Origin of the sequence: Streptomyces sp. NPDC014882, from assembly GCF_043081325.1 — a bacterium.
Classification (GTDB): domain Bacteria; phylum Actinomycetota; class Actinomycetes; order Streptomycetales; family Streptomycetaceae; genus Streptomyces.
The window spans coordinates 1-20,373 of record NZ_JBIBWL010000008.1; the positions used below are offsets into that span (position 1 = coordinate 1).

General features: G+C 71.6%; 14 protein-coding genes and 4 pseudogenes. 11 read left to right on the forward strand and 7 right to left on the reverse strand.

From position 1 onward, the window contains the following. Nucleotides 1-451: IS5 family transposase (locus ACF09K_RS19465; RefSeq protein ID WP_392245115.1), on the forward strand; the 451-nt coding region annotated here is incomplete at its 5' end. A 1,112-nt stretch (nt 452-1,563) separates the two neighbouring features. Here the strand turns inward: ACF09K_RS19465 and ACF09K_RS19470 are convergent. Next, on the reverse strand, nt 1,564-2,211 hold the full coding sequence (locus ACF09K_RS19470) for a TetR/AcrR family transcriptional regulator (protein ID WP_392245117.1): 648 nt from the start codon (nt 2,209-2,211) through the stop codon (nt 1,564-1,566). A gap of 51 nt (nt 2,212-2,262) precedes the next feature. Between ACF09K_RS19470 and ACF09K_RS19475 the strand changes: the two genes are divergently transcribed. Beyond that, nucleotides 2,263-3,198, forward strand: a complete 936-nt coding sequence (locus ACF09K_RS19475; protein ID WP_392245118.1) for an SDR family NAD(P)-dependent oxidoreductase — start codon at nt 2,263-2,265, stop codon at nt 3,196-3,198. A gap of 1,115 nt (nt 3,199-4,313) precedes the next feature. On the opposite strand, the gene ACF09K_RS19480 is transcribed toward ACF09K_RS19475, so the two are convergent. Both ACF09K_RS19480 and ACF09K_RS19485 read right to left on the reverse strand, forming a co-directional pair. Beyond that, a complete protein-coding gene (locus ACF09K_RS19480; RefSeq protein WP_392245120.1) occupies nt 4,314-5,372 on the reverse strand; it encodes a RimK family alpha-L-glutamate ligase in 1,059 nt (352 codons plus the stop codon). A gap of 37 nt (nt 5,373-5,409) precedes the next feature. Next, a complete protein-coding gene (locus ACF09K_RS19485; RefSeq protein WP_392245121.1) occupies nt 5,410-6,399 on the reverse strand; it encodes an aldo/keto reductase in 990 nt (329 codons plus the stop codon). 487 nt (nt 6,400-6,886) lie between these two features. Between ACF09K_RS19485 and ACF09K_RS19490 the strand changes: the two genes are divergently transcribed. Both ACF09K_RS19490 and ACF09K_RS19495 read left to right on the forward strand, forming a co-directional pair. After that, entirely contained in the window at nt 6,887-8,596 is a 1,710-nt protein-coding gene (locus tag ACF09K_RS19490) for an MFS transporter (protein ID WP_392245123.1), read from the forward strand. A 106-nt stretch (nt 8,597-8,702) separates the two neighbouring features. Beyond that, nucleotides 8,703-8,982, forward strand: a pseudogene (locus ACF09K_RS19495) (transposase); the annotation flags it as partial. A 216-nt stretch (nt 8,983-9,198) separates the two neighbouring features. On the opposite strand, the gene ACF09K_RS19500 reads toward ACF09K_RS19495, so the two are convergent. Next, nucleotides 9,199-9,591 (reverse strand): winged helix-turn-helix transcriptional regulator, encoded by a 393-nt coding sequence (locus tag ACF09K_RS19500; RefSeq protein ID WP_392245521.1) that lies wholly within the window; start codon nt 9,589-9,591, stop codon nt 9,199-9,201. A gap of 107 nt (nt 9,592-9,698) precedes the next feature. Here ACF09K_RS19500 and ACF09K_RS19505 point away from each other — a divergent pair, with 107 nt between their 5' ends. Further along, nucleotides 9,699-10,535, forward strand: a complete 837-nt coding sequence (locus tag ACF09K_RS19505) for an enoyl-CoA hydratase/isomerase family protein (protein WP_392245124.1) — start codon at nt 9,699-9,701, stop codon at nt 10,533-10,535. A gap of 417 nt (nt 10,536-10,952) precedes the next feature. Continuing rightward, nucleotides 10,953-11,939 carry an NADPH:quinone reductase gene (locus ACF09K_RS19510; RefSeq protein WP_392245126.1) on the forward strand — a complete coding sequence of 329 codons (987 nt, stop codon included), beginning with the start codon at nt 10,953-10,955 and terminating at the stop codon, nt 11,937-11,939. Between the two features lie 434 nt (nt 11,940-12,373). Here the strand turns inward: ACF09K_RS19510 and ACF09K_RS19515 are convergent, their stop codons facing one another. Further along, entirely contained in the window at nt 12,374-13,000 is a 627-nt protein-coding gene (locus ACF09K_RS19515) for a class I SAM-dependent methyltransferase (RefSeq protein ID WP_392245128.1), read from the reverse strand. Nucleotides 13,001-13,264: 264 nt separating this feature from the next. Here ACF09K_RS19515 and ACF09K_RS19520 point away from each other — a divergent pair, with 264 nt between their 5' ends. Together ACF09K_RS19520 and ACF09K_RS19525 are read left to right on the forward strand one after the other, a co-directional pair. Continuing rightward, nucleotides 13,265-13,945 (forward strand): class I SAM-dependent methyltransferase, encoded by a 681-nt coding sequence (locus ACF09K_RS19520; protein WP_392245129.1) that lies wholly within the window; start codon nt 13,265-13,267, stop codon nt 13,943-13,945. Nucleotides 13,946-14,049: 104 nt separating this feature from the next. Then, nucleotides 14,050-14,342, forward strand: a pseudogene (locus tag ACF09K_RS19525) (DDE-type integrase/transposase/recombinase); the annotation flags it as partial. Between the two features lie 238 nt (nt 14,343-14,580). On the opposite strand, the gene uvrA reads toward ACF09K_RS19525, so the two are convergent. After that, nucleotides 14,581-17,049 carry an excinuclease ABC subunit UvrA gene (uvrA, locus tag ACF09K_RS19530; RefSeq protein WP_392245523.1) on the reverse strand — a complete coding sequence of 823 codons (2,469 nt, stop codon included), beginning with the start codon at nt 17,047-17,049 and terminating at the stop codon, nt 14,581-14,583. A gap of 443 nt (nt 17,050-17,492) precedes the next feature. On the opposite strand from uvrA, the pseudogene ACF09K_RS19535 reads away from it, so the two are divergent. After that, nucleotides 17,493-17,672, forward strand: a pseudogene (locus tag ACF09K_RS19535) (TerD family protein); the annotation flags it as partial. Between the two features lie 34 nt (nt 17,673-17,706). Here ACF09K_RS19535 and ACF09K_RS19540 read toward each other — a convergent pair. Continuing rightward, nucleotides 17,707-18,474: a hypothetical protein gene (locus tag ACF09K_RS19540; protein ID WP_392245562.1), complete on the reverse strand. Its 768-nt coding sequence runs from the start codon at nt 18,472-18,474 to the stop codon at nt 17,707-17,709. A gap of 549 nt (nt 18,475-19,023) precedes the next feature. On the opposite strand from ACF09K_RS19540, the gene ACF09K_RS19545 reads away from it, so the two are divergent. Then, entirely contained in the window at nt 19,024-19,911 is an 888-nt protein-coding gene (locus tag ACF09K_RS19545) for a prohibitin family protein (protein WP_392245131.1), read from the forward strand. A 221-nt stretch (nt 19,912-20,132) separates the two neighbouring features. Continuing rightward, nucleotides 20,133-20,373 (forward strand): annotated as a pseudogene (locus tag ACF09K_RS19550) (hypothetical protein); the annotation flags it as partial.

Sequence of the window (20,373 nt, forward strand, 5' to 3'; positions counted from 1 at the left end):
GGCGGACCGCAGATGCCGTCCGCTCGCCTTCGTCTTGACCGCCGGGCAGGCCGCGGACAGTCCGCAGTTCATCCCCGTGCTCGAGAAAGTGCGAGTCCGTCTGCCGGTCGGCCGTCCCCGCACCAAACCTGGCGCAGTCGCCGGTGACAAGGCCTACTCATCGCGCGGAAACCGCCGCTACCTGCGAAAACGCAACATCAAAGCAGTCATCCCGGAGAAGAAGGACCAGGCCGCAAATCGCAAGAAAAAGGGCTCACGCGGCGGCCGGTCCATCAGCCACGACGCCGACCTCTACAAGGAACGGAACACTGTCGAACGCCTGATCAACAAGCTGAAAGCCTGGCGGGGCGTCGCCACCCGCTACGACAAGTCACCCGAAAGCTACCTTGCCGGCCTCCACCTCCGAGCCTCCATAATCTGGATCGACGACTCGCTCAAGTACACCGTGTGATCACGACATCACACAGCCCCTAGTCCCTCACACGTTCGATGACCTCTCCCCTGCTTGATGCCGAACAGACGTACGGGGTTCCATCGGGCGCCGACCGGGCCGGTAGTGCGTGGATCATCGCCGACATGGCATCGGCATACCGTCTGGGTCCAGGCCGTAAGGCCACATCCTCTTGAGCTCGTCCTTCATCCAGCGGGGGTACAGGACTTCAGTGCTGCCGTGGTCGGCGACCTGCCGACAGAGGGGTTCGGCGCCCTCCTGGTCCCCGGCCTCCTCCCGCACCCGGGCCGGGCTTCCAACGCCCTCCCGGGCCTCGGGCCTTTTCCGGTCTGAGTCAGGAACAGCGGCACGCGAGTGTTGTCGTTTTCGGCGGCGCAGCGGCGGAGGTGATGGGCCCGTTGCAGGCGGTGCCGGTCTTCGGCTGCCTGGGCGAGGTTATGCAGGTCGTCGGGGTCGGTGAGACGGATGCCGGCGGCGTGCCAGAAGGAGGTGGGCGGGCGCAGGGGGAGGCGGGTGGTGCGGCCGTGTTGTTCGAGGTAGTCGGCGAGGCGGAATACCGGTCCCGCTGTCCGGCCCGGTGACCTCGTCGTCGGCCAGTCCTCTCCGCGCGAGCGGAGGTGAGCCGTAACTGCCCAGCACGACCGGGCCAGGCCCCGCGTCCTCTCCCTGGCTTTGTCTACGGATTGCGGTGGCAGTTGCTCACTGCGGTGGGAGGCAACCGGATCGACCCCCGGGGGCAATGCTCACGAGAACGGGGGGACACCGGACGGTCAGGCCTTCTTGAGATCGCCTCGATCTACCCATGGCTCCCAGGTCATGGTCCTTCCGCCGGCCGCTGTACCACCCGCCGGCGCGGGGCGTCTTCATCAGGGATGTCCGGGAAAGACGCCGAGGAGCTTGGCCATCGAGGTGATGAAGCGGCCCGCGTCGGGCAGCAGGTCGCGGGCGGCGCGGATGACTTCCTCGGTGGCGACGCCGGGGCGCCCGCGACCGGCAGGGCGAAGGCACCCAGGAGGTGCAGGTTGGGCGAGACGAGAAGGAGAGCATCAGCTCGCCGCGGGTCCTCGCCGTCCTCGCACGGGGCGTCTGCCGTCGAGAGGGCGTGGGCGTGGCTATGTCACTCCGCCGGCGTCCGTGACCATGCGGACGAGGGTGTCGACGAGTTCGTCGGCGGTGGTGTGCCACTTGGCCGTGTCGAGGTGACCGCTGAGCTCCATGCCCGCGATGCCGTGGGCGGTGGTCAGCAGCAGGGCGCCGTAGTGCCGTGCGTTCCGCTCTCCCGCGAGGGCGGTGACGATGTCCAGGAACTCGTCCTGGAAGCGTTCGGCCGCGCGGTCGGCCACGGCCGGGTCGCCTTCCGGCCCGCACAGCTGGCGCCGGATGCGATCCATCCCGTCACCGAGCTGCCCGGGAAGGTTTGCGCGCCGCCTGAACAACACCTGGTACAGGTGCGGCTGGTTCCGGCCGACGTCGATGAGGGCGCGCAGAGCGCCGCGCAGCTTCTCGGAGTCGGACAGGGCCGGGTCGGTCCGAAGGGCGTGCACCTGGTCGCCGATCCGTTCCCAGCTTTCGGCCGCGACGGCGGTCAGCAGGCTGTCCTTGCCCGTGAAGTGCCGGTACGGCGCTCCCCGGGTCACGCCTGCCCGTGCGCCCACCTCGCGCAAGGTGACCGCTTCGGGGCCGCCGAGGTCGAGGAGCTCGGCGGCGGCGTCGAGCAGAGCGCGGCGGGTGGCGGCGGCGGACTCGGCACGGGTGGTCATGACGCCCATCATACAGTTGACATCGTCATCTGAATCGGTACCGTAGCCAAGGTGACAACGTCATCTGAAACCCAGAAGTTGATCGTCGTAACCGGAGCCTCCACGGGCATGGGCGCGTCAGCCGCCCGCGAACTGGCTCGCCAGGGATTTCACGTCCTGGCCGGCGTGCGACGCGACCGTGACGCCGACGCCATCCGATCGACCGGCATCGAGCCGGTCATCCTCGACATCACCAAGTCCGAGCAGGTGGAGGCACTCGCCGCGCGGGTCGCCGACGACCCGCGCGCGCTGCACGCGCTCGTCAACAACGCCGGCGTCCAGGTGAACGCCCCGGTCGAAGCCCTGCCGATGACGGAGTGGCGGCGGGTGTTCGAAGTCAACCTCTTCGGCCACGTCGCCGTCACTCAAGCGCTCCTCCCCGCGCTGCTGCGCAGCAAGGGTCGTGTGATCAACATCAGCTCGGTCGGCGGCAAGTTCGCCATGGCCACATACGGCGCGTACGCCGGCGCGAAGTTCGCCCTGGAGGCGGTCAGCGACTCGCTCCGCCGGGAGGTCGCTCCGCTGGGCGTACAGGTGGTCGTGGTCGAGCCCGGCGGCGTCCGCACGGAGATGGCTGCCCGCGGCGTCGAGACGGCGAACCAGCTGGCTGCCCGGATGACGCCGGAGCAGGACGAGCGCTACGGCGACCTGGTCCAGGCGAACAACAAGTTGATGACCTCGGGCACGGCTTCAGGCCTGACCGCCGACGCCGCCGCCCGGGTCATCGCGAGGGCCGTGACGACGCGCAGACCGCGCACCCGCTACACCGCCGGCCGGGATGCCGCCCTGATCATGCGCCTGGGCCCGATGCTGTCCGACCGCACGCTCGACCGCGTCCTCGCCGCCAACCTGCGCCGCCACCGCCCGAAGGGAGCCGTTGGCCGACGAGGACTCCGCGAACGGCTCCGTCCCCTGGGGTGCGGGCCCTCTCCGCGCGAGCGGAGGTGAGCCGCAGGTCCTCGGACCGCTGGACGGCTGGAAGCTGTCCTCTCCGCGCGAGCGGAGGTGAGCCGCAGGTCCTCGGACCGCTGGACGGCTGGAAGCTGTCCTCTTCGCGCGAGCGGAGGTGAGCCGCCGCTCGTGGACGCCGTCAGCGGGACAAGGACGTCCTCTCCATTGCTCCTCCCCGCGCGTCGGCGAGATGGCTAGCCGATGACAGGTGGGGCGAGTGGGGGGCCGCCCGCACTGACGGCTCCGGGCGTTCCCGGTCCCAGCTGACGTCGCGTCGGCTTGGTTGCGCCTTCTCCCAGCCGTGACGGGGCACCATCCCGGCCGTTCTCCACGTTCGAAAAACGCTCTACGGGAAGTAGGCGCTCTCCTGTTGCTTCCTCGGCGGACTCGCTCGCAGTCGGCCCGGCACCCAGCGTTCGACGCTTCACAGGGTGATCTTGCCTCACAGTGCCCGTCTTGAGGGCGCCGTTCGCGGTCTCTTCCCTCTGGGAGTGCACCGCTTCTGCGGGTTTGTGGCTGGTGGAGATGGCAGCCGTTGAGGGCCGCGACGGCACCCGGCCCGACTCCGGCGGGGTCGACGGCGAACCGGTCCCGGGCCACCCCTCCTCCCTCAGCCAGCCTCTTCTCCGGCACACCCGATCCGCTGCGGACGGCAGCGCTCGCGCCGCGTAAACCGCCCACCGTGTCCGTAGACCCTCCTGCGCGGTGTCACTGCCCGCCGCCACCGTCCCAGTACAGGACGTGACGAGAGAGGGGCGGCAGACGGCGACGGCTGGATACCGGGGCGGCGCGGGGGCGGGCCAGCGATGAGGGAAGGGGCCCCACATCGCAGTGATCGCAGCCGTGGTGATCGCTGCCTCGGTGGGGAAACACAGCGAGATCGAAGATCAGCGTCAGGACCGCGCTGCGACGGCCGCCGCCTACAAGGGACGCTCCGGCGCCAGGGTCATCATCGACGGTGTCGAGGCGGACGTGGCCGCTCGCTGGAGTAGCGACAGGCAGCGGGTGTTCCTCGAAATACGCACCTACTTCAACCGCGACGCAAAGTCTGCGCGCCGAGCCGGTCCCGCGCCCTGCTGTCGCCGTGTACGGCGCGCCCGCTCGGGCCGCCGCTACCGGCCCGCTTCGGCGTCCGTGGGCCCGCCGCGCCCGCCGCGCCCGCCGCGCCCGCCGCGCCCGCCGCGCCCGCCGCGCCCGCCGCAACGATCGCTGATCGCGTCGCGGACCAGCGCGAGGAGTTCCTGGCTCAGGGAGCGCCCGGCCGCGGCGAAGAGCTCCGGGTAGAGGCCGGGGTAGGTGTTCTCGTCCACGATGACGGGCCGCCCCCCGGACAGGATCAGGTCGAAGCCGACCAGCGGGAGACCCAGCGCCCGCTGAGCACGCCGGGCGAGCCGGGCGTGCTCGGGCGGGACCTCGCAGGCGTCGACGTCGCCGCCGATCCCCTCGGGGTCGTACACCTTCGAGGCGTCGGCGGACAAGCGGGTGAAGCGGTGGCCGCGCTTGCGGTAGCCGTACATCAGCGTGCCGTTGACGAGGGTCGTACCGACCCAGTCCGCGGGGTCGTTGGGGTAGAAGCGCTCCAGGAGGAAGGTGCTCTCCGTGGCCGCCGCGAGCGTGTGCTCCAGGTAGTCCGCCAGATCGCGCAGGGTGGCGAAGTCCTCGATCAGCAGGACCCCCTGCCCGAAGGATCCGCGCCGGGGTTTCAGCAGGGCGCGCCCCCACTGCGCGACGACGGGCGCGGCGGCGTCCGGGGCGCGCCGGTCGAGCAGGACCGTGTCCGGCACGGGCAGGCCGGCCCGGGACAGCCGCAGGTGGGCCCGGTACTTGTCGAGGCCGGTCGTGAAGCGCGCCGGGTCGGGGACGACCGGTACGTCCAGGGCGAGGGTGCGCAGGGCCTCCAGGGCGTAGCCGCCGGGGTCGCGGTCCACCTCGGCATGCCAGAGGTAGAGGTCGAGGTCGTTGAGGCGGACCTCGCCGCAGTACACCGTGCCGTCGCGGACGAAGGACCGGCGGATGTCGAGGTCGTGGACGAACTCGACGTCGGTGAGGTCCCGCAGCAGCTTCACGAACAGCGCGTGGTCGTCAGGCGGGATCTTGCCGACCTCCGGGTGCGCCGGCACCGCCGTCCGGTCACGGGCGGCGGGTGGCAGGAAGGTTCCTACTCTCAGCATGGGCGACGCCCTTCCGGGAAGCGGGCGGAGGGACGGCTCAGTAGCGGCCGCCCTCCGGGGCCGGCAGCGCGTCGAGGTCGGCGAGGTCGGCCGCGCTGAGCTTGATGTCCGCCGCCCCGGCGTTGTCGGCCAGGTGCTCCGGGGTCCTGGTGCCGGGAATGGGCACCACGTGGCGGCCCTGCTCCAGCAGCCAGGCCAGCGCCACCTGCGCCAGGGTCGCCCCCGCGCGCTCGGCGATCTCCCGCACCCGGCCGACGATGGCCGGGTTGGCGCGCAACGCCTCGCGCTGGAAACGCGGCAGCCGGCGCCGCAGGTCGTCCTCCGGCAGGTCGTCGAAGGACGAGAACCGCCCGGTGAGGAAGCCCCGCCCGAGTGGCGCGAAGGGCAGGAACGCGATGCCCTGCTCCTCGCAGTACGGCACCATCGCGGTCAGCGGGTCCCGCGTCCACAGCGACAGCTCGGACTGCACCGAGGCCACCGGGTGCACCCTCCGCGCCCGCTCGACCTGTTCCACGCTCACCTCGGAGAGGCCGACGCAGCGCGCCTTGCCCGCCGCGACGACCTCGGCCATCGCGCCCCAGGTCTCCTCCAGCGGCACCCGCGGGTCCACCCGGTGGAGCTGGTACAGGTCCACGTGATCGGTGCCGAGCCGGCGCAGGCTGGCGTCGATCGACGCCCGCACGTGCTCGGGACGGCCGTCCGGGACGGCGCCGGGAGAGGTGCCGGAGCCGCCTTCGGGGGTGGTGAGGGCCAGACCGACCTTGGTCGCCAGCACCGCCTGCCCGCGGCGGCCGCCCGCCAGCGCCCTGCCCACCGTCTCCTCGTTGGTGTAGGGGCCGTACACGTCCGCGGTGTCGATCAGGGTCGCGCCCGACGCGAGTGCCCGGTGGATCACCGCGATCGACGTCGCGTCGTCCCGCGAGGTCCTGCGGTCGTAGCCGAAGCTCATCCCCGAGCTCAGGCCCATGCACCCGAGGCCGATGACGCCGACCTCGGGGCCCGTTCTGCCCAACGTGGTGTATCGCACTCGTCCTTGTCCTCTCCGGCCTCTCGGGCCATGTGCGGGCGAGGCGGACCGGGAACGGGCGGGGCGCCGTACGCATCGCGTGTCTCGCCCGCGGGGACTCCGGGCCCGCGCCCTTCCCCCCGACGCCCCTCGGCCCGGCCACGGACGGTTCCGTCTCGCGGCGCCGGAACACGGCACCGTGCCGGGGCCGTGTTCCGGCGGCGTCGGGATCGTGCCGCCGGGCCCTCGACGTCCCTTCCGATGATGTCCTTCGGCCGGCGGGTGTGGCGCCCGTGGTTGGGCCGTTCGGGTGAGGCGTCCGGGCGGCCGGGGAGGACCGGGGGCAGGCGCCCGGTGCGCGCCGCGGGGCGGCCCGGCCCTCGATGGCGCGTCCCGCGGGGCTGAGGGGGGCGGGGCGTGCACCCTGGACCGGACGCGGGACGGCGGTGGAATCCGGCCCGGGAGGCAGGGCCTGCTCAGCAGGACGATCGGAGGGCGGCACCGGACCGTGGAACGGCGAAACAGAGCGGGGCGCGGCGGGAGACAGACCGGGGACGGAGCGTCACAGGCGGCCAGGACACTGTTCGTCCTTCTCTCCGCCGAGAACTTCCTGATCAACTACACCTCGACCGCCATGAACGTGGCGTTGTCGGAGCTCGTCCGGGACCTGGACACGTCGCTGACCGGCGTGCAGTCGGTGATCTCCCTGTATGCCCTGGTGGTCGCCGCGTGCCTGATCACCGGGAGCAAGCTCGGTGCCCGCCACGGGTACCGGCGGACCTTCGTCGTCGGCGGCGAGATCTTCGCCCTCGGCGCGCTGATCACCACCGTCGGCCCGACCCTGCCGTTCATGCTGCTCGGCTGGTCCGTGCTCCAGGGAGTCGGTGTGGCGCTGATGCTGCCGGCGCTGGTGGCGCTGCTGACCGAGACGTTCAGCGGAGCCACCCGCACGAAGGTCCTGTCGTCGCTGGGCATGACGGCGGGCATCGCGTCGGGGGCCGGCCCGGTGGTGGGCGGCCTGCTCACCACCTACCTGAGCTGGCGGGTGTCGTTCCTGCTGTCGACCGTCATCACGCTGGCCGTGGTGCTGCTCATGCGGCGGACGGCCGGCGCCGAGCGGCCCCGGCAGCGCCTCGAACAGCGCTTCGACATCCTCGGAGCGGTCCTGTCCGCCGTCGGATTCGGGCTGCTCGTGGTCGCGACCCTGATGGCGGGACGGTACGGCCTGCTCGAGGACCGCCAGGACTTCGAGGTCCTCGGCGCCACGGTGCTGCACCGCGGCCAGGTGTCCCCCGTCCCGCTGCTCGCCGGCGCGGGGCTGGTGGTGCTGGCCGTGTTCGCCGGCTGGGAACACCGGCTGATCAGGCGCGGCAGGGACCCGCTGGTACGGCTCTCGGTGCTGCACGACCGCACGATCCGGGTGGGCACCCTGACCCTGGTCATGCAGATCCTGGTGCCCAGCGGTCTGCTCTTCCTGGTGCCGGTCTTCCTGCAGACCACCGCGGGCTTCGACGCGCTGCGGAGCGGCATCACGCTGATCGCGGTGCCGGTGGCGCTGACGGTGGCGGCCTCGGCGGCCGCCAGGCTCATCGGAAGCGGGCGGATGACCCACCGCACGGCCCAGACGGGGGCGTTCCTCTTCATGACCGCCGGCTGCGTGGCCATCGCCTTCATGTTCGACCCGCACCGGCAGGACGTGTCGGCGGTGGGCCTGGCCCTCGCGCCGGGTCTCCTCCTCGTCGGGCTCGGCCGGGGCATGGCCACGACCGCGACCGACCTCGTCCAGTCGGCCGCTCCCGCGGAGGAGGTGAGCGACGTGACGGGGCTTTCCCGCACCGCCACGTACCTCGGAAGCTCGTTCGGAGTCGCCTTGGCCGGCGCGTTCATGACCACCGCGCTGCTCCTCGCGTTCGAGGCCGGGGCCGACGACAGCGACGTCCTGACTTCCGGTCAGAAGCACCTCGTCACGCGCACCGTCGAGCATCAGGTCCAGATCAGCGCCGCGACCGACGACGCCCTGCGCGCGAAGGTCGCGGCCCGGGGCGTCAGGGGCGCAGCGGCCGACGACCTCGTCCGCATCAACGCCCGCGCCCGCGGCCAGGCGCTGACCTTCGCGGCCCTCGGCATGGGCGCGCTGGCGGTGGTCGGCTTCCTGGTGGCCCTGCGCATCCCCCGCGGCCTGCCTCGGCCCCGACAGCCAAGCCGAGCGCCGGGCTGAGGGATTCCGCTGGGCTGCCTGGCTGCCGGGCCGGCGGACTCCGGTCGGGCTGATGGCCTCCGGCGCTTCGGCGCGCCGGAGCCTTCACGCGCCGGCTCCGCAGGGGGAGAACGCGTGGGAGGAGTTCACCCCCCTTCCTGCGGTTCGACACCGAGATCCGCCGCATCGTCCGTACCACCGACGCGATCGAGTCGGTGAACACCAGGATCCGGCGGGCCGTCAAGGCGCGCGGCCACTTCCCGCACGAGACCGCCGCCCTGAAGTGCGTCTACACGGCGATCATGTCCCCGGACCCCGCCGGCCGGGGACAGGCCCACTGGACCATGCACTGGAAGACCGCTCTGAACGCCTTCGGCATCACCTTCGACGGCCGGCTCTCCGCAGCCCGTCGGCAACCCCGACCACCCTCGTCGCACCGTTCGATCGACAGACCCTCACAGGCCGCCCTGGCCGGCCACGCCGTTCGTCACACCGGGCCGAGGCAGGCCAGCAACTCGACAGCCCGGAAACGGACTTCGGTGACGGGATCGTCGAGCCGCCCGACGAGACGCGGCAGAAGGGGAGCTCCCGGTGAGCGCCAGAGGCAGCCGCCGGGCGACTGTTCACCGTCCCGATGACCGCGCGTCGTACTCGTGCTGCGCCGCCAGGACCTGGTCGCTGTGCTCGACCGTCCAGTCGTACAGACGGGTGAAGGGTTCGCGGAAAGACTCGCCGAGGTGTGTGAGGGAGTACTCCACACCGAGGGGGGAGGTCTCGAGCACCCGGCGCCGGATCAGGCCGTTGCGTTCGAGTCTGCGCAGCGTCTGGGTGAGTACCCGCTGTGTGACGCCCTCCAACTGTCGCTTGATCTCGTTGAACCTCGTCGGTTGCTCCAGCACCGCCAGGACCATCATGGACCACTTGTCGGCGATCTGGTCGAGGATGGGCCGGCTCGGGCACTCAGCACTGAACCGCGGCATGCTGCGGGGCGGCGGGGGCGTGGGGCTGGTATCCATCATGATCCTTGGTTGTTGAAAAGTGCGTTATTGACCGTCCTCGGCGCAGAGCCCAGGGTAGGTATGCGTTGCAAACCTACTGGCTCATCGCAAACCTTGGAACACTCATGAACCTGGACCGTCACACGACACTCGACGTCGCCGTCGATGCCGGAGTCGCGCGGATCACTCTGGACAACCCCCCTGTCAACGTGCTCAGCGGAACCCTGATCCGTGAACTGCACGACGTCCTCGGGAGGCTGCGGGACGATCGCTCGGTCCGCGTCATCGTGTTCTCCAGTGCCAACCCCGAGTTCTTCATCGCCCACGTCGACATCCACATCCTCGACGAGATGGACGAACTGCAGGAGATCGCGGACCGTGCCCCGGGCGCCAATCTCTTCCAGGGGGTCGGCGAGCTGCTGCGCCACCAGCCGCAGGTGACGATCGTCAAGCTGGCGGGCAGGGCGCGAGCCGGAGGCGCCGAGTTCGTCGCGGCTGCCGACATGGCCTTCGCCGCGCGGGAGACCTCGGGCATCGGCCAGAGCGAGGTCCTGATGGGCATCGTGCCGGGCGGCGGAGGCACGCAGTACCTGCGCGAGCGGGTCGGGCGCAACCGGGCGCTGGAGCTGTTGCTCACCGGTGATCTGGTGGATGCGGACACTGCGGCCGCCTACGGGTGGATCAACCGTGCGGTACCCGCGTCCGAGTTGGATGCGTTCGTCGACGGGGTGGCGGAGAAGATCGCCGCGCTTTCCCCGGAGCTCGTCGCCGCCGCCAAGCGCGTGGTCCCCGCGGCGGACTTGACCGACGGTCTGCGAGCGGAGAACGAGGCATGGGCCGAGCTGGTGAGCGGGGATCTGCCGGCGCGACTCATGGCAGGGGCTCTGGAGCACGGTGTGCAGACCCCTGAGGGTGAGCGCGATCTGGAATCGGTCATGCGAAGTGTCGCCGCCGGCCTGTAGAGCGAGAGCCACGGGCAGGCAGGGCCGCGGGCGGGATTCGTGTGCGCCGCGTCTGCGCCGGTGTCACCGAGCGGCATGACGCAACCGCGCCTCGTCTGCCCCCTGACGCGACCGGTGCCGCCCGTCGTCGTCCCGGTGAGCCCGCGGGCAGCAGCATGACCCACGTCCAGGCGAACAACTCGCCGACGTGCAGAGGGCCACAAGATCCGGCCGTCGGCCGCAGCGCGGGAAAACGTGAGGGAACGCGGTCTGTGGTCCGCGGCACGTTCGAGCCGTCTCGGCTGACGGTTCGGGAGGCGGCGATCCCGCCGCCGAGGAACCACACCGCGGCGGGGTCCATGGACCCCGCCGCGGTGACGTGCGCGATCCCCGGCCAGTGCCCTGGATCGCGCCATGCCGAAGAGGAGAGACGAACCCATGAGGGCAGCCTTCTACGACGCGCCCGGTCCCGCCAAGAGCGTGCTGCGGGTGCTGGACGTCGAGCGTCCCGAGCCAGGCCCCGGCCAGGTCCGCGTCCGCGTCGCACTCTCTGCGATCAATCCGGGCGACATGTTCATGCGGTCGAACGCCACCCCGCAGGACTTCCAGCGCGTCGGCGAGTACACCGGCCGCATCCCGCACCAGGACGGCACAGGCACGATCGACGCGGTCGGCGCCGGCGTCGACCCTGGCCGGGTCGGCGAACGCGTGTGGGTCTGGATGGCGGGCGCAGGCCATCCGTGGGGGACCGCGGCGGAGTGGACCGTCGTACCGTCCGAACAGGCCGTCGCGCTGCCGGACGGGGTCTCCGACGAGCTCGGCGCCTGCCTCGGCATCCCGGCGATGACCGCGCACTGGTGCCTCCATGCCGACGGTTCGCCCCGCGACCGCACCGTACTCGTCGCGGCCGGTGCGGGCGCTGTCGGGCACTACGCGATCGAACTCGGCCGGATCGCGGGCGCACGGATCGTCACGACGGTCAGCGGTCCGGAAAAGGCCGCGTCGGCCAGGGCCGCGGGCGCAGACCTCGTCGTGAACTACCGCGACGCCGACGCGGCCCGGCAGATCCTCGACGCAGCCGGGCCCGTCGACCGGATCATCGAGGTCGCGTTGACCGACAACCTCGAACTGGACCTGGCCGTCGCCGGCCCGGGAGCAACCGTCGTGACCTACGCAGCACAGCCCGAGGACCCGACCCTGCCGGTCTTCCGGCTCATGCGGTCCAACCTGGTACTGCGGTTCGCGCTGTTCCTCACCGAACCGCGGGACGCGCTGCTGCGCGCCGCCGCCGAAATCACCGCAGCCCTGCGCGAGGGCGCTCTCACACCGCTGTCAGTGCACTCCTTCGGCCTCGACGACGCGGCGGTCGCACATGAGGCTGTCGAGAACGGCCTCATCGGCAAGGCCGTAATCGATCTGCGCTGACCGGCGGAGACGGTGGAAACGCTGCTGCTCGTCGGGCGGGAGCCCTCGTGGTGCGCACCGGTCACCCGGCCCGTCCTGGCGGCAGCCTCCGGGCGGCAGGCCGGTTCGCCGGAATCTCACCCGGGCGCTCCCTCGGCAATCCGCCGCGCAGGGACCTGCGGGCTGAAGCCGAGCCGGTGCCCGGAGACGCTGTGGGAGACGTAGATCCTCCTGCCGAACGTCGCGGGTATGAGGACATCGGACAGAGTCAGCCGTCACCAGCCTCAGCGATGCTCGGTGTGATGATCCGCGCGAGCTGCTGACCGGCCCGACGAGCAGCCCGGGCCTGCATGGCCACGTTTGGCTGGGGGCAACCGGATCTGAAGGCCCTTCGCCGCCTGTCCCTCCACCGAAGCCAGACGACAGGCGACAAACGACAGGCGACAGGCGACAGCTCAGGCGGTGGGACGGGAATGCACGCTGACGGCGTAGCCGCCGCCTGGACGGTAAGCATCGCCGGCCCAGGTGGCGAAGCGGTCCCGCAGCGTGAGTCCGGCCTCCGTGCACCAGTGATCGAACTCCGCCAACGTCACTGTCGGTTCCGGCAGTGGCAGGTGTTCCGCGTCCAGTCCCATGCCGGTGATCAGCAGGCCACCGGGCCGCAATACAGCGGCGAGTTGCCGTACGACAGCTGGTTCGGTACCGGGAGCCAGCAAAGGGATCACGTTTCCCGCGGCGAGTGCCAGGTCGAAGCCGGTTTCCAGACCGAGGCCGTCCAGGTGTGCCAGGTCGCCGTGGAGCCACTCCTGCGTGGGGGCGTGGCGGCGGGCGACGGCGAGCATGGAGCGGTCGATGTCCACGCCGGTGCAGTGGTGACCCAGCTCGGTGAGTCGGATCGCGATCCGCCCGGTGCCGCAGCCCGCATCGAGGATCCGGGCGGCAGGTGCCAGCAGCGCGTCGCACAGGGCGGCCTCACCGTGGATGTCGTGGCCTGATTCAGCGAGCCGCTCAAATCGCCGGGCGTAGTCCTCGCCGGCTTTTCCGCCCGTCAGTTCCGCCCAGCGGTCTCGTTGGCTGCTCATCGTCTGCGTGCCTTCCGGTAGACAGGACAAGGAGAGCGACCATCGGCTCCCCCGGTCAAATCGACGGTACAAGCGAGCTGATGTCACTGAGGGTCCGGGCCTCGCCCCACCCGCAGTTCGCTCGACATCCGATCTGCCGGCACCCGGAAACAGAGCTGCAAAGGCCGAGGTGCCCATCGGACGCGTACGACGCCATCGGTACGCCGTTTTGCCGAACCGGCAACAGGATTGGCAGTCCAGACCCCGTTGGACGACGGTGGGCCCGTGACCGACAACATCGCAGCGGGATCGCCCGCGTCCCACACCCCCTCACCTGCCGACGGCTACCTCGGAGACCCTGCGGTACGGGCGGAATGGGACAACCGCTACGCAGACCGGCACCAGCTGTGGAGCGGCCGGCCCAACGGCGCGCTCGTGGCGGAGGTCGCCGGGCTCGCACCTGGGCGAGTGCTCGATGTCGGCTGCGGCGAGGGCGCGGACGCCGTCTGGCTCGCGCGCGGCGGATGGGACGTGACCGCGCTCGAAGTCTCGGGCGTGGCACTGGAGCGGGCGGCCGGGCACGCGCGGGACGCCGGCGTGGCCGTTCGCTGGGTACACGCCGCACTCACCGAGGCGGCACTCCCGCCGGCTTCCTTCGACCTGGTGTCCGCGCAGTACCCGGCCTTGCTCCGCACCCCCGATGCTGCGGCCGAGCGAGCGCTGCTCACGGCCGTCGCGCCCGGCGGCGTCCTGCTGGTCGTGCACCACGCGGGGATGGACGTCCAGCAGGTACACGACAGCGGATTCGATCCAGCCGACTACGTCTGGCCCTCGATGATCGCCGATCTGCTCGACGACGACTGGGAGGTGGAGGTGGACGAGCAACGGCCCCGCGTGGCACCGGACGGCGGCGCAGGGGCGCACCACACCGACGACCTGGTGCTGCGCGTACGCCGACTGCGCTGAGATGGGCGAAGAACCGTGACGGGGATCTCGCCTGCCTTCTCGCGTCCCGCGAGGGTCTGCTCCGCAATGCCGTTGATCACCTCGTCATCGGCATACCCGCCGATGACGGCGCCGTGCTGGACGTCCTGGTCCAGAGCCGTCGGGACACCGCTGCCGCCAGGCGGTTCCTCCGCCGCCTGCTGAGGAGGACCTGCTCGGCGCCGAGGGTGCTCGTCACCGACAGACCCCGCTCCTACGGCGCGGCCCACCGCAAGGTCGTGCCCTCCGCGGCATCCCACCCCACTTCCGACCCCGCCGCCACCTGATGACCGCCACCGGATACCGCACCGAGACGACCCTTCGCTTCGCGAGCTGGGACCAGGCCACCGGCGCCGTCGGCCGGCCCGCCGGAGCCTGAGCACGGAGCCGGAACCCGGCCCCACCCACCACCAAAGGCCCACGCAACCAGCAACGTGACAGCGCCCTCCTGCTCGTCCACCCTGTCGTCGGCCGGGCCGGCGGCGCCGGACGGGGGCGCCCGCGGACGGCAGCGGGGCGGCGCAGGTGGGTGGACGGTGCCGGAGTCGCTGTTGCCGCGGTGCCGGAGCCGCTGTTGCCGAAGGTGCCAGGGATGCGCGGGCGCCTGCGTGCCGTCGTCAGGAGCGCGCGAGCCGGGCCGCGAGATAGGGCGCGGTGGCGCTGCGGCGGGCCCTCGCCACCTTGGCCGGCGGGCCCGCCGCGACCACCCGCCCGCCCGCGTCGCCGCCGCCCGGCCCGAGGTCGATGACCCAGTCGGCGGTGGCGATCGTGTCCAGGTCGTGCTCGACGAGGACGACCGTGTTGCCGGCGTCGACGAGCCGGTGCAGCTGCCGCAGCAGCAGCGCGATGTCCGAGGGGTGCAGCCCCGCCGTCGGCTCGTCGAGCAGGTAGAGCGCGTGCCCGCGGCGGGCTCGCTGCAGTTCGGTGGCCAGTTTGATGCGTTGCGCCTCACCACCGCTGAGTTCCGTCGCGGGCTGGCCCAGCCGCAGGTACCCCAGTCCCACCTCGCGCAACGTCTCCAGACTGCGGGAGGCGGCCGGGACGGCGGACAGGAAGTCGGCAGCGGCGTCGACGGACAGCCCCAGCACTTCCGCGACGTTCTTGCCGCGGTAGGTGACTTCCAGCGTTTCGGCGTTGTAGCGTGCGCCCTCGCAGGTCGGGCACGGCGCATAGGTGCCGGGCAGGAACAACAGTTCGACCGCGACGAATCCTTCCCCCTGGCAGGTCTCGCAGCGTCCTTCGAGCAGATTGAAGGAGAACCGCCCGGCCGAGTAGCCGCGCGCCCTGGCCTCGTCCGTCGTCGCGTACAGCTTGCGCACCGCGTCGAACATCCCCGTGTACGTGGCCAGGTTGGACCGGGGAGTCCGGCCGATGGGCCGTTGGTCGACCCGGACCAGCCGGTCGAACGACTCGACCCCCGACGCGTCCTGGACGTCGACCTCCAGCCGCGCCTCGTCGGGCTCCTCGGGCACGAGTCCGAGGTGGCCGCGGACGACCTCGGCGAGCACCTGCGTCACCAGCGTCGACTTCCCGGAACCGGATACGCCCGTCACCGCCGTCAGTACGCAGAGCGGTACGTCGACGGACACGTCGTTCAGATTGTGGCGGGAGACGCCGCTCAGGCGCAGCCAGCCGTGCGGTGTGCGCGGGCGGTGATCGAGCGGCTGGGCGCGCCCGAACAGGTACCGGCTCGTGGCCGACTCTCCGACCCGCTCAAGGCCGGCGACCGGGCCGCTGTACAGCACGCGTCCGCCGCCCTCGCCCGCGCCGGGGCCGATGTCGACCACCCAGTCCGCCCGCCGTACGACGTCCATGTCGTGCTCCACGACGAACAGCGAGTTGCCCGCCGCCTTGAGGCGGTCCAGCACGTCCAGCAGCGGTTCCGCGTCAGCCGGGTGCAGGCCCGCGGAGGGTTCGTCGAGGACGTAGACGACGCCGAACAGCCCCGAGCGCAGCTGGGTGGCGATCCGCAGGCGCTGCGCCTCGCCGGGCGACAGGGTCGTCGAGCGGCGTCCGAGGCTGAGATATCCGAGGCCCAGGTCGAGCAGTACGTCGACCCGCGCGACCAGATCGCCGCAGATCCGGACCGCGACCTCGGTCGTCTCCCCGGACCGGGCGGTCGACGTGGTGGCGTCGGCCTCGGACCGCCCCGCGACGGGCCGCAGCAGCGCCACGGCCTCGGTGAGCGGCATCGCGTTGATCTCGGCGATGGAACGTCCGGCGAAGGTGACGGCGAGCGCCTCGGGCCGCAGTCCGCTGCCGTGACAGGCGGGGCAGGGCACACTCCTGACGAACCGGAGTGCCCGTTCGCGCATCTTCTCGCTCTTGGAGTCGGCGAGGACGTGCATGACGTGCTTGCGGGCGCTCCAGAACGTGCCCCGGTAGCCGTGGTCGACGCGGTCTGCCTCCGGCTCGACGTACACGGAGGGCTGCTCGTCCGTGTACAGCAGCCAGTCCCGGTCCCTCTTCCTGAGCCTGCGCCATGGTCGGTCGATGTCGATCCCCAGACCGCTCACGACACTGCGCAGGTTGGCGCCCTGCCAGGCGCCCGGCCAGGCGGCGATCGCCCCCTCGCGGATGCTCAGCGAGGGGTCCGGGACGAGCAGGTCCTCGGCGACGTCGTGCACGACGCCCAGTCCGTGGCACTGCGGGCAGGCGCCGGCCGCGGTGTTGGGTGAGAACGATTCGGCTTCCAGCCGTGCGGCCCGGGGCGGATAGGTGCCGGCGCGGGAGTACAGCATGCGCAGCAGATTGGACAGCGTGGTGAGGGTGCCGACCGTCGAGCGCGAACTGGGCGCCCCGCGTCGCTGCTGCAGGGCCACGGCCGGTGGCAGTCCGGTGATCTCCTGCACGTGCTGTGCGCCGACCTGCTGCAACAGCCTTCGGGCGTACGGTGCCACGGACTCGAAGTAGCGCCGCTGGGCCTCCGCGTAGAGCGTGCCGAACGCGAGCGAGGACTTGCCCGAACCGGAGACGCCGGTGAAGGCGACCATCGCGTCCCGCGGGACGTCGACATCGATGTTCCGCAGGTTGTTCTCACTGGCGCCCCGGACATGCACGAAGGGGTCGGTCGCGTCCTTGTCCACCGTGTCCACCGTTCCTGATTACCTGATCGCGCCGGGAACCGCGCGACAGGCGCCGTCACCGGGCCCCGCTCACACGAGCGCCCGGGGTTCTCGTCAAGCAGCCGCCTACGAGCACGTCGACGCCCGTGACGAGGGCTGGACCAAGGTGGTCCTGCACCCCGGCGGACACGGCAACGTCCACGATCGGTAAGAGGCCTGGGGCCGCCGCCCGTCCCCCGGCCGGGTCCGGGGGCGATCGCCCGCCCACGCTCCAGGCGGACCTGAACCAAGGGCCATCGCCCGCGCTCCGGCCCGGAGACGGACGGCGGACGGCGGACGGCGGACGGCGGACGGCGGACGGCGGACGCTCAGCGGTGTCCGCAGTGGCAGCACCCCGTCCAGCGGCCGGCCGCAGCCTGTCCGCGGGCCGTGCGGGAGGTTTCCTCGCCCGACGGCTGCCGCACCTCGACCGGACCGGCGGCGCCGGGATCGCCCGCTACGACCTCTCGGAGGACGCGGCCGCGGAGACCGCCATGGTCTTCGGCGAGCTCCACCGCAACGGCGCCGGGTGGAAGTTCCGCGTGGTCGGCCAGGGCTGCGCGTCCGGTCTCGTCGGCATCGCCCAGGACTTCGGCGTCAACGTCCGACCGTCGCGGACGTCGCGGACGTCGCAAGGCTTCACCACCACCCGAGGCAACCTCGCACACCCGCCCTCCTACCAGGCGGGCGGGCGGTCTTCGTACCGACCAGCGGCACGACCAGTCGCTCGACCGTCACGCCCAGACCACGTAGTGCGGCGCGAGCCGCGTCGCGGCAGCAGGGTTCGACAGTCACACGGCCGCGCGGCCACCTCAGCAGCGCGTGCGCGGACCGTGTGCCGGCACCAGGGGGACAGTTCCACACGGCGGCATGCGGCAGCCGCGCCCCGCCGTGCAGCACCCGCAGGTCTCCGGGGCCGCCGGGCAGCGCGAACCCCGGCAGGTCGCTCCCCGGGTGGCAGAGCAGCGCGCGGACTTCGCCGGCCCCGGCCGCCGCCACGCCCGCCTCCAGCAGGTCCCGCCGGGAGCCCCCGGTGGCGGTGAAGCCCAGCCGGTAGCGGTACCCGGCCCCGGCGGCCAGCGGGGTGCCACCGGTCGCGGTGACCGCCACGACGTGCGTCCGCGCCCCCAACGCGACCGTCGCGGCGCTGCCGGTCAGCAGCGGCGCGGCGTCGGCGGGCCCGCTGCCGGGCAGCACGTCGAGGGTGACCGTGCGGGCCTCCCGGGTCACCACGAACACGGTGACCGACCCCGGCTCCGCCCGCCTGAGCAGCGGCCCGGCGACCACCAGCGGCGACGCGGGCGTGCCGGGCGCGGCGGCGACGGCGGCCGTCGCCGTGGCGGCAGCGTCGGCTGTTCCGGTCGCGGCTGACGCGCGTAGATTCCGTTTCCGACCCGATTCGGGCATGACGCATCCCCTCGTACGACCATCCGGCCGCTCCCCCGAGCGCCTCCCCCGTGGAGGCCCGCCCCACCGGTCCCGTCGATGCGTGACGGTCCCAGAGAGCTGTCCAGGACCGAGAACGACCCGCGAATGCGGAGCTTTGCAAGGCCTACGCAGGATCCACATGGTGTTTTTGGGGAAATTCAGTGATGGAACGTCAGATTCCATTGACGAAAGCGGAATCGAGAGACGGCGAATGGGCCGATCGGCCCCGCACGCTCCCCCTCGCGCAGCCGGCGCGGTCCGTTGGAAAAACGCACGCGGCGCCGCGAGTGGTCGTCACGGACAAGCCCCGCTCAGCCACGGGGCATCGAAGATTGCCCGGACGCCGACGAACCGGGAACGTTCACCTGCTGAGGGCGACGCCGCGGACGCCCGGCACCCTCCTCGAGTTCGCTTGCCCGTATCACGGGTGAACCCCGGTGAGGCACGGGCGTCACCTCCGGTCGCTACGATGCGCGCCGGGGTCGCGTCCCAGGGGGGCGCGGAAACGTTTCCGGAGGGGAATCACCTGTGTTCGTGCTGTCCATCGTGCTGCTCATGGCGGCCGTCGTCCTCTTTCTCGTCGGCCGGCATCGGGACGTGACGGGCTGGAAGCTCGGGGCGGCGCTCAGCGGCGTGGCGGGGCTGCTGGCGGCGACGTTCGCCTGTGTGCATGTCGTGAGTGCTCATGAAGTCGGTGTCCCGGTGACCTTCGGGAAGATCGGTACGCCGCTGACGTCCGGCGTGCACTTCAAGTCGCCGTTCACCGACGTCACGTCCTTCTCGACCCGCCCGGTCGATCTCGACCTCAACGGCAAGGACGTCGTCGAGGTCCGCTCCTCGCAGGGCGGTGTGCTGTACGCCGACGTCACCATCAAGTGGGCCGTGGTGCCGGCGAAGGCGGTCGAGCTGTACCGGCTGGCGGGCAGCGAGGAGGCCGTCGAGCAGCGACTGGTGCTGCCCGACAGCCGTGAGATCATCCGCAACGTCTTCGCCAAGCACACCGGCGAAGAGGGGTACGCCTCCGCGCGCGAGCAGATCGGCTCCGAGATCGCCGGTCTCGTCAAGGAGCGTCTGGCGCCACGCGGGATCGACGTCACCACCGTCAACCTGCGCAATGTGCGGCCGTCGGACAAGCTGCAGGACCAGATCGACAAGAAGATCCAGCAGGAGCAGGCCACCGATCGGGCCACGGAGGCGGCCCGTACGGCGAAGGCGGAGGCGGAACGCAAGCGGATCGAGGCGGAGGGCATCGCCGCCGCCAACAAGATCATCGAACGCTCGCTCAGCGACAAGGTGCTGTACAACCAGTGCCTGGAGGCCTACAAGGAGGCCGCCAAGGCCAACCCGGTCTACGCGGTCCCCTGCGGCACGGACGCCAACGGCACACCGGTGATCGTGGACAGCGGCAAGAGGTGACGCCAGGCGTCGTCAGCCGGCCGGCGTCCGAGCGGTTTCAGCAGCGCCTCGCCCGGGCGCGGCAGCGCTGGCCGGGGCGCGGCCGCCACGTCCGCGGCGATGGTGCCCTGCGGCCGCAGCGGGGCAACCGCCACTGTCAGACCCAGGTGGCAGCATCATCGAGGTGAACGCCCTGAGGCGTTCTCAACTCGCCTCCGTAGCAAACGAAGAGGAGCATTCCCTTGCGACTGCATCGCGTAGCGCCCGGCATCGCCGCGGGCATCCTCGCCCCGGCCCTCCTGCTCGCCGCCCCGTCCTTCGCCGCCACGGCGGCACCGACCGCGGTGACGGTGCCCGCGGTGCCCTCGTCCGCGGACGAGCCGGACGGCGACGACCTGAGGGTGGCCATCGCCCGCATCCTCGCCGACCCTGACAGCGGCCGGCGTGTGACACGAGAAGCCAACGCCCTCCTGGACGCCAACA

Bases quoted from the DNA above. Each gene is read 5' to 3' on its own strand.
- ACF09K_RS19470 (WP_392245117.1), bottom strand. From the start codon at position 2,211: ATGACCACCCGTGCCGAGTCCGCCGCCGCCACCCGCCGCGCTCTGCTC.
- ACF09K_RS19480 (WP_392245120.1), bottom strand. From the start codon at position 5,372: ATGCTGAGAGTAGGAACCTTCCTGCCACCCGCCGCCCGTGACCGGACG.
- ACF09K_RS19500 (WP_392245521.1), bottom strand. From the start codon at position 9,591: ATGGATACCAGCCCCACGCCCCCGCCGCCCCGCAGCATGCCGCGGTTC.
- ACF09K_RS19505 (WP_392245124.1), top strand. From the start codon at position 9,699: ATGAACCTGGACCGTCACACGACACTCGACGTCGCCGTCGATGCCGGA.
- ACF09K_RS19510 (WP_392245126.1), top strand. From the start codon at position 10,953: ATGAGGGCAGCCTTCTACGACGCGCCCGGTCCCGCCAAGAGCGTGCTG.
- ACF09K_RS19515 (WP_392245128.1), bottom strand. From the start codon at position 13,000: ATGAGCAGCCAACGAGACCGCTGGGCGGAACTGACGGGCGGAAAAGCC.
- ACF09K_RS19540 (WP_392245562.1), bottom strand. From the start codon at position 18,474: ATGCCCGAATCGGGTCGGAAACGGAATCTACGCGCGTCAGCCGCGACC.